A 9,221-nucleotide genomic window follows, 5' to 3' on the forward strand; every position below is an offset into this window, starting at 1 on the left:
CACAATCCGGCTGATCGGCATTGATCACAGGGAGGCATGGGCTGCACCCACGCCCTGATAAACACGGTACCTTCTGTGAATCTCCGCGTTTGTCTGTCCACCTATAGTTTCACCACTTTCATGGACATTCATGGATGCTGGAGGTCCATAACCTGGCCGTTTCAATCGTAGTGGAAGTGACCAGCTTAGCTTCGACAAGATTGTCGACTTCTCCGTGAAGGATGACAGCATCTGGCTCGATAACGCGATCTTCAAGAAGCTAGGGTCGGGCACACTCACGAAGCCAAACACGCTGAATAAGAAGTTCTTCGTTGTCAGCGACAGGGCCAAGGACAAGGATGATACGTCATCTACAACAAGAAGAAGGGTGTTCTGTCCTATGATGCCGACGGTTCCGGTAAGGGGCAGTCTGTCGAGTTCGCACAATTGACGAAGGATCTGTCCCTGAAGTACAACGACCTCTTCGTCATCTAATGCCTTAGCTAAAGACAGGAGTGCTCCGGCTCAATGCCAGGGAGTGCCCTCACTCGTCCATCCCCAACCACGTCTTGAGCCGCACCGCGGCTGTGACGAGTTGCTCATCGAGCCTCTCTCCTCAGCGGCTGCGTACCAAGGCCACCCGCCGCTCATGAACGGCTCACCGCGTGCCCTTCGGCTTGGCGGAGATCCCCTTATCCGGTTTCCCTATCAAGACCGAGCAACGCCTCACCGTCGCCCTGCCCTGCTAAGCCGATCCAGTGACTTTCAGCTCCCAATGAGCGTTAGGCATGGACAACTTGTGCTCACCCCGATACGCACTCCATCTCGTCGAATGGTGAACCATGCCCAACCAGAGCAACCCGTGGGAAACTCTATCTTCGCAGCGCTTCTATGAGAGCCGCTACGTCGAGGTGGACCAGGACGAGGTCAGGCACCGGTCAGGCAAGGTCCATTCCTACACGGCGCTTCGCTTCCGCATCTATGGGATTGCGGTGTTGCCCATCTTCGAGGACGGCAGCACCTATCTTGTTGGCCAGTTCCGCTATGTTTCCCAGCGCTACACCTGGGAGTTGCCTCGGGGATCTGGGCCAAAAACAACGGATCCTCTCGAAACTGCCAAACGAGAACTTCGGGAGGAAACCGGCGCTCGTGCTGGTCAGTGGCTTGAGGTTGTGCGTCTCATGGTTTCTCCAGGTATCACAGATGAAATGGCACCCTGCTTCGTTGCCTGGGACTTGGAGCAAGGTGCAGCACATCCCGACCCACAAGAGGATCTGTCGATCGGGCGCGTGTCGTTCCAGGACGCAATCGCTGGGTGCCTGAACGGCACAATATGTGATGCCCCGAGTGTCGCCACGATTCTGGCTGTGCAGGCGAGAGCGGCTCAAGGCAGTTTGCCTGAAGACCTGTTGCGACGCCTGCGTTGAGGAACGTGGGGATGACACCAGCATTGTGAGCTTGACGGCACAGCTGGAGGACTGTACCAGCGCCTCCTCCTCGTGTTCCGGCGTGGCGCGTCCTGTCGCCGGAGCAGGATCGGGGCCGCAGCTCAGTTGGGAGAGTGCCTGAATGGCATCACGAGGTCAGCGGTTCGATGCCGCTCGGCTCTACCATGCGGCTGAGGAGATGGAGTGCGGGTGTAGCTCAGGGGTAGAGCACAACCTTGCCAAGGTTGGGGTCGAGGGTTCGAATCCCTTCGCCCGCTCCAAGCATGCTGATACGCGGGCGTAGCTCAGTCGGTTAGAGTGCCGGCCTGTCACGCCGGAGGTCGCGGGTTCGAGTCCCGTCGCCCGCGCCAGTGTTGATTTCTGAATCCAACCCTCTTGCTGACGCTGGTTTCAGTAACAGCGCCTTCCCTGAAACAGCTTATTGAGAATTGCCCCCTGCGGTTCAGAGCGGATATAGCTTCATCCAGAGGCTGGAGGCGGAAAGTGGGATCGAAGGGGAGCAATACAAGGCGTGGGTTCTCCCAACGGACGGAATTGGATCCCAGGACATTTGTGTCCCTGCGCGACAGCACCATCGCGTCATACCATAAGCTGTCTGACGAGGTGACGGTGCAGAGAACGCCACGTTTGGGAATTCTCTGTAAGGATCGATCAAGCAACCCGAAGTTCAGCCATCCCTGGTATCAGGGGACCTACACCGTCACGTTTCCCGATGTTTGCTGCCGGATCGTCGATAATGTGACGGTGTTCAATGAATACATGGCTCTGCATAAAGCAGGCGCGATCATTGATCACCTAACGACGTTCCGTGGATGGGCAGACGGGACGTTTCACCTTGAAGAAGCCACCGCGGCCTTGATCAAGCAGCACCTCAACGAATTTCAGTCGCGCCGTGATGAGCCCGAAGTCATCGAAGAGCTGACGTTAATAGTTCACAATGAAGGTGGAGAGACTTGGGGGCATTGGCTTGTCCAGAACCTGCCCAAGGTCCTTGTTTTCAAGCACTTGCATCCTCATGGCAAGATCGCTCTGCCCCTCGCCTACGCGGAGACCGGCAACAACTTTGGCCTCAGCTTACGTTTTTACGACATTGAGCCAGAATCCATCGTCGCTCTCGACAAGCATAAGAGCTACCTTTTTCGCAATGCGGCCTTTGTGGATCACGTCTCCCATGCTGGGGCAGCACATCCTCTCGTCTTCTATTTGTTGCAATCCGTCGCGGACAAGGGCCAGGTCGACTTGATCTCGCCCAGGTTGTTTATCGAACGTGCCACGAGGCGCCCTTCTCGCGAAATCGAGAACATTTCCGAAATCGCACAATGTGCGATCGAAAAGGGGTTTGTGCGCGGACCGCTGGGCACTGCTCCTTTCGATGGGCAGGTCGCAATCTGGCAGAGTGCAACCCACTTTCTCAGCGTGCTTGGAAGTGATTTCACCGGCATCGTTTTTGGAAAGACTGGCCAAGAGATCCTATCGGTCACGCCCGACTTCCACGGGGACCTCTTCTTCTTCGACCTTGCCGCTGCGAAGGGGATGGTCTGGCACGAAATGCTCTGTGGTCAGCTCGCAAAGGAGCGCACCCCTCGGCAAGATTCTAGCTTTTCGATAGACAGAAACACTTTCAGCTCGTTTCTGACAAGCGTCTTGGGTTGAGTCGTCAAGGAACGTGTGAGCCTTATTGCCCATACTAACGCAAAGTCGAAAGTACGAATTAAATGCCAGAACCAGATATAAGTGCTGCCCTCTCTCACATGGGGGAGAAAAAAGGTTTAGTCGGAGAAGAGGTCATATATCGCAATGATGACTGTCTATCGAGCTGTTGGAAGGTGTTCGTGTGAGTAGAGTTTGTATTCTGGGGAACTCGGGACGTTCCTTACATGAGTTTTATGCCCCCGTAGAAAGACGCTTCCGGCGTTCCGGCTTAAACACCGGCAACAACATATTCTGGTATGCAGTCGACGCTCATATTGCCTCACCGAAAACTTTCCTTAGGTGGAATGCAGATCCAAAGCAGATCAACCAAGGAAGTGATTGCCTCGTTATTGTGGCTGCAAACTGGATTTCTGAAGCCATTGATCTGACAATCATTGCTAATATGCTAGAGAACGTCACCGTCCCAATAATAGTAATAGGACTTGGGATCGGTGTGCTCGATTTGGCAGATGAGATTATTCTAAAGCCCGGCACGCAGAGATTTATCACATTGCTTCGCGATAAGGACGCTCATGTGTGCGTCCGTGGTACAGCAACTGCCAAATGGCTCGCTAAGCAACAAATTAAGCACATCCATATCGCTGGATGCCCATCAAACTTCATCAACCCGAAGCTGAACCTCGGGCGCATTATCGCAGATAAATTCCTGCGCCAGATAAACGATGTAGTTCTTTCAGTTGAGGCAAGCCCTTTGCACGCGAAGGGAAACAGGAAGCTATTTGCCTTGGCAAAGGACTACAACTGGCTAGGCATTGCTCAAGATCCGCTGAATGTTCTTGAGGTGATTCATGGCAACGTCAACGCTGATGGGGGGCTGGAAGGCATGAAAGCAGCCGCCCTTCCCCTGCCGCCAGACGGCACCGATGCCAAAACGTGGATCATTCAACACTACAGGGCTTTTTACGATGCAGAGACCTGGATGGATGAACTGCAGCGATATGATCTCCAGATTGGAACAAAACTCCATGGATCCATGGCTTGCTTCCAAGCAGAGGTCCCAAGTCTCTTTGTCCCCCATGATCTGAGAACATTGGAGATGACTGCGGCGATGTGCCTCCCAGTAGTGACTCCCTTTCAAGTACTTGCTGCAAACTCATTGCGAGAGCTCATCGACTTGGCCGAATTCGACGGACAGGTCTATGACACTAACAGGCAGCAGTTGGCTCGCACTTACTCCGGTGTGTTGGCCAATCATGGGCTGCAAATCTCAAACTCGTTGCAAGAGCTGAGCCGGGCCGGGTAGTATCAGACGCGGTCGCCGGTAAGCTAAACTCACGACCCAAAAGTCGTTTTATCAACCGAGGCGCTGCCAATTCGTGTTGCGTATTACGCATCTCCGTGTGAGCCACCACTTTGCGCTCCCGGCCGTGATGCTCTCACCACGACGGCATCGCCATAGTTTTGATATTATATTATGATTGAGTACCTATAATAAACGGATCCGCTCTGGTTTGGGAGAACTCAGCCACCGCGCTTCTCGATGCTGATGCGTGATGCCGACGCGAAAGTGCCTGTACGGACGAGCTCAGGGTTCGGCGCCATCTGCGCGCCCACGAAGGGCAACGGGGCCATAAGAATGGCGCCCTCAGACGACTGCTCCGTCTTAGCTTGCAGGCCAACCGGCTGCTCACGCCCTGATCCCATCCGGCAACGCTCTGAAATCAGGCGGAGCTATCCTTGGCTGCAGCGAGCATTAGCCTAAAGAACAAGCTACGGTAACCAGCCGACGATGTGGGCCTCGGTGGATGCGAGAGTGATGGAATTCGCCTTGCCGGGAATAAGAATGAGGTATCTCAATGCCTTGTAGACGGCTCACCAGCTGCCCGCACTGGGCCCGAGTGCCCTTTGCAGCCTGGCACCTATTCCCGGCCAACTAGGAAGCCTGTCTTGAGATTCTACGCAGGCCTGCTAAGAGTCTGTTCCTTCCTTCTCGCTTGTCGGGACCCGCAATGTATCTAGTCGACCAGAACCAAGCACAGAGCGGGGCAGCTCCTCACGGCGATAACAGTGTGGCCACTGTTATTGCGTGCAAAAGCTCTGTCTTTCGCGCTGGTCTCCGGCAGATGCTGGCAGGGTCCCGCTTCCTGGTGTTGGACGAAGCATTCGACGGCAGTTCGGGCCTGCCCTCCCCGTCGGATGGGATGCCGGTCCTGGCGGTGGTCGATGCTGACTGCTATTCAGCCACCATTCCCGAGATCGTCACCCAGCTGAAGGCACAATGCCCGCGTGCCCGGATTGCTGTGCTGGCGGAACGGTTTGAGCCGGCTTCTGTCCTGCAGGCCCACAGTGCCGGCGCCAACGGCTTTCTACCGACCTCCGTAAGCGCCGACGCACTCGTCGGATCGCTGCAGCTGCTCATGCTAGGAGAAACGCTTTTCCCAGCCGACATGGTTGTCGCGATGATGGGGGCCTTCGTGCGCGACCCCAAACACCAGGCGACCAGTCAGGCTCTACCCACACGGTCGCAAGCTGCCGACCCGGCCAGCGAGTTCTCCAACCGCGAGCTGGAGATCCTGCGGGGCTTGAGGGACGGCGCCCCCAACAAAGCGATCGCGCGCAAGCTCGATGTCGCCGAAGTAACTGTCAAGCTTCATGTCAAATCGCTGCTGAAGAAGATTGGCGCAGAAAATCGCACCCGGGCCGCGATCTGGGCCTCAGAATATCTCAGCCAAAACGACGAAGATTCATCGTCATAAGCCGCCTGCGCGCACAAATCACGGGGCGAATCCCGGACTGAGGCGTGTCCGGATCGCATCAACACGCAAATCAATTGGCGGATGGTGTCTTCGAGCCGTCCGCCCTGAAGAGGCTGGAGGCGGCTGGTCAGCGGCCAAAAATGGTCCCCTGCGCCTCCTGAACTGTCGTTACTTAATAGCCTAGCTTGCCATCCGCTGACATTCGAGGTGCGTCTCTGCGACATCAGCCCTCGCCATCCCACTACCACAAAAGTGGTAGTCAGGTTATGACCGGTAATCCCAATTTCTTTGAACATGCCAGCGCGACCGATGTCTGAGAACAAAAAACTAAATCCATTGGTCGCCAATGCAGAGCGCTGGCACTTTGGCCCTTCAATAGATCCCCTTGGGACTCGTCCGGGGATGTCGCACCACGAGGCACAGACCAGGAGTGCCTTTAAACCCGGCGAAGTGCGGCGTCTACTGGAGAACTCCCCCGGCTTCCTTGCTGTGGTACGGGGTGACACCCTCACGTTTGAGCTGGTCAACCGAGCCTTCGCTGACCTCGTTGGCACTCGTGAGCTGATCGGCAAATCGGCTAAAGAGATCCTCCCGGGACTTGGCCCCAGCTTTTTCGATGAGCTCGAGCGCGTCTACACAACAGGTCAGCCCACAGTCGGGCGCGGCGCTCCGCTGACTATCCAGAAGGAGTCCGGCAGCATCGAGCGCCGCTACATTGACGTTGTCTATCAGCCAATCACGGGCGACGAAGGGATAACAGAAGGCGTTTTCCTGCAAGGTCAGGATGTTACTCATCAGAAGCGTACTGAGGAGTGGCTCCGTCTGGCCTTGCAGGGTGGCCGGATTGCCGCGTGGGAGAGGGATCTCACGACCGACTTGGTGATATGGTCGGAGAATTCAGTGGACCTTCTCGGAATCAGCAGCGGGCCAGCCTCCACTTTTGCCAAGTGCGTCCACCCTGATGACCGCGAGAAGCACCGAGAGGCGCTCGGGCAGGCCCTGAAGAACGGTTCGCCCTACGATCTGACGATCCGTTTCCAGAAGCCAAACGGATCAACAATCTGGATCGCGCATCGCGCAGAGGTTCAACACGGTCCTGAAGGGTTCCACAAGCTTGCTGGCATCACGGTAGACGTCACAGAGCAGGTCTTGGCTGACATCGAGCTTCGTCGGCGTGAAGAGCGCTATCGACGCGACCTTGAGGCAGCCGCGTCCGTGCAGAGAAGTTTGCTGCCCACAAATGGCGTGGCCGGGGATCTCCGGTACAGAGGCTTTCTCCAACCCTCCAGCTTTATCGGCGGGGATGCCTTCAATGTCATCGAACGTGACGGCAAGTTATCGTTTTTCCTGATTGATGTGTGTGGACACGGCGCAGCGGCTGCTCTTGTGTCCGTGGCCGCCCATAGGTCTGTCTCAGAGGCGATCATCAAAGATAGAGGTCTTCCGCCCGAACAAATCGTGCAGCGCGTTTGTCAGGATTGGCCAGACGATCTCCCTTATTTTACGATGATCTTCGGACAGATCGATCTCGCCTCTGGAACTGGCAATCTCATTCAGGCTGGACACCCTCACCCGCTCATTCTTCAGCCTAGGAAGGGGATTGTCTCTCTGGGAACGGGCGGCCTCCCGATCGGGATTGATGCCAACGCTGCATACGAGTCAGTGCCGTTCAGTCTCAGCTCCGGTGATGCGCTCCTTCTGTACTCGGATGGCATCACCGAAGCCGAGAATCCGTCAGGCGAATGCTTCTCTGAGGAACGGTTACTGAACCTGTTGAATCAATGGCTTGATCAATCCTCTGACACTCTGCTGGAATGGCTTACAGGGCACATCCTGCGCTGGAGCAGTGGAACAGATGTGAGTGACGACATAAGCGCGCTCTTAATCGAGCGTGTCTAAGTTCGGAAGAATAGGATGACCAAAGGTCCCCACGACCGGGATTTTTAATGGCTCTGTCCGCGTCTAAACTTCCCCTGGGACATGCCTCCTAAGCTACGAGCGCCCAGAGGCTTTATGATCTGATCCTCGCCCTCTCAAATCCGGAATTGGGCGTTGCAAGCAGACCCATGCGCCCAGGGTGGGAAACCTGCTGCGCTGCCATCTGATAAACCAAACTTGTTTGTAGCTCACTGAGCTATTTGATAGTAATGGTGTAGAAGCAGTGGAGTTGCGTGAGGGATGGCATGACGGAAGAGGAGATTGAAGCCGTTGCTGAGGAACTTGCGAAGGCGGGAGGATTGTCGTGGTATCCAGGGCGTACTCGAGGGCCGCTTCTGAGGACCGTGAGCGAACGCTACAGAGATCGTGCAAGACTAGCGATTGATGCTCTGGATCGCCTAAGGGCTTTTAATCAGGGTTCTAATGCACCACAAGGACCAGCTTTGGAATCTCCCACAACCGAGGAAGTACCAAACCCACTTCCTGAGAACGGCCTCCAAGCCGGAGCTCTTGTTGTGTATCGTCCTCCCGGAGACAGACGAGCAATCCCGTGTCGGATCGAAAAATTCGAGGACGGCCGCGCTTATCTAGTGCCCTGCCCTAAGCCGGACATCGGCTGGGTCGCGCTGGATAATCTGCAACCTTTATCCGCCGAGACACCTAACACCGAGTCATAAACGCCTTCCTGCACAATTCCTTCACAACTGACCTGAAGCAGGTTAATGACCTCCAGCCCCCCGCCTTGGGCTGAAGGGACTGCTGATGCGCTGCTATTTCCACCTCGTAAGTGATCATGATCAGATCTTGGATGATGAGGGAATTGAGGTGTCAGACCTGGAGAGTGCCAAGACTCAGGCCCTGATGGCCGTGAGTGAGTTGCAGCAGGAGCTGGGCGGGATCGTCGACGACTGGAGCGGGTGGCATCTTCGTATCCACTCCCCTGAAGGACGCCTCCTGTACTCCTTTCCTATTGTAAAGTCATCACACTGATTCAACCTGAGAATAAGCAGCATCATCCCTCCTTGAGGGTGCCTGGTACCTGAACTGACAGTACCGAGTACCGGCCTTGATAACTGATACTGGCTCTCCGGGTGGAACCTCCAAGCACCCCTTCAACGACGGGTGCTTTCATCCTTCTGGCTCACCGAATGCGGTCCTTTAAAGTATCGTGACGCTGTGCAGTATTGAAGCAAGTTCAGTGGCGTACGCGAAGAATAGAGGCCGGCCATCCCAGCAATAAGCGCGACTTGTAATCTAGGCCTTGGCTAGGAGGACAGTTGGGCCATTGATAGCTAAAGATAGACCCCACCATCGAGGACGCTATAGGCAAACGCAACTCAGTTTGCTCCGCGGATGAGAGCGGTTGAAAGGTAAGCGATGTTCTGACCCCACCTTACATCCGTGTCTCTGAGCGGCGAGACTAACGATCTCGTATTTGGGATCTTTT

General features: G+C 55.5%; 6 protein-coding genes and 2 tRNA genes. All 8 read left to right on the forward strand.

Annotated features, from left to right (window positions below; genetic code table 11):
- Nucleotides 1-821 precede the first annotated feature (821 nt).
- The 8 genes from ILT44_RS24460 to ILT44_RS31995 all read left to right on the forward strand — a co-directional run bounded on the left by ILT44_RS24460 (nt 822) and on the right by ILT44_RS31995 (nt 8,764).
- Nucleotides 822-1,406 carry an NUDIX domain-containing protein gene (locus ILT44_RS24460; protein ID WP_204242219.1) on the forward strand — a complete coding sequence of 195 codons (585 nt, stop codon included), beginning with the start codon at nt 822-824 and terminating at the stop codon, nt 1,404-1,406.
- 206 nt (nt 1,407-1,612) lie between these two features.
- A tRNA-Gly gene (locus tag ILT44_RS24465) sits at nt 1,613-1,687 on the forward strand.
- Nucleotides 1,688-1,700: 13 nt separating this feature from the next.
- Nucleotides 1,701-1,777: transfer RNA gene (locus tag ILT44_RS24470), tRNA-Asp, on the forward strand.
- A 202-nt stretch (nt 1,778-1,979) separates the two neighbouring features.
- A complete protein-coding gene (locus ILT44_RS24475; RefSeq protein ID WP_204242220.1) occupies nt 1,980-3,080 on the forward strand; it encodes a glycosyltransferase family 61 protein in 1,101 nt (366 codons plus the stop codon).
- A 181-nt stretch (nt 3,081-3,261) separates the two neighbouring features.
- The gene (locus ILT44_RS24480) at nt 3,262-4,383 is read left to right on the forward strand and encodes a polysaccharide pyruvyl transferase family protein (protein WP_204242221.1); all 1,122 of its coding nucleotides are present in this window, start codon (nt 3,262-3,264) and stop codon (nt 4,381-4,383) included.
- Between the two features lie 766 nt (nt 4,384-5,149).
- Nucleotides 5,150-5,836, forward strand: coding sequence for a LuxR C-terminal-related transcriptional regulator (locus tag ILT44_RS31760; protein WP_204242222.1), 687 nt, complete (start codon nt 5,150-5,152; stop codon nt 5,834-5,836).
- A 309-nt stretch (nt 5,837-6,145) separates the two neighbouring features.
- A complete protein-coding gene (locus ILT44_RS24490) occupies nt 6,146-7,735 on the forward strand; it encodes a SpoIIE family protein phosphatase (RefSeq protein ID WP_204242223.1) in 1,590 nt (529 codons plus the stop codon).
- 801 nt (nt 7,736-8,536) lie between these two features.
- Entirely contained in the window at nt 8,537-8,764 is a 228-nt protein-coding gene (locus ILT44_RS31995; RefSeq protein ID WP_372441246.1) for a DUF6894 family protein, read from the forward strand.
- Nucleotides 8,765-9,221: the final 457 nt, after the last annotated feature.

The organism is Microvirga arvi, assembly GCF_016892765.1.
GTDB classification, from domain to species: Bacteria; Pseudomonadota; Alphaproteobacteria; order Rhizobiales; family Beijerinckiaceae; genus Microvirga; species Microvirga arvi.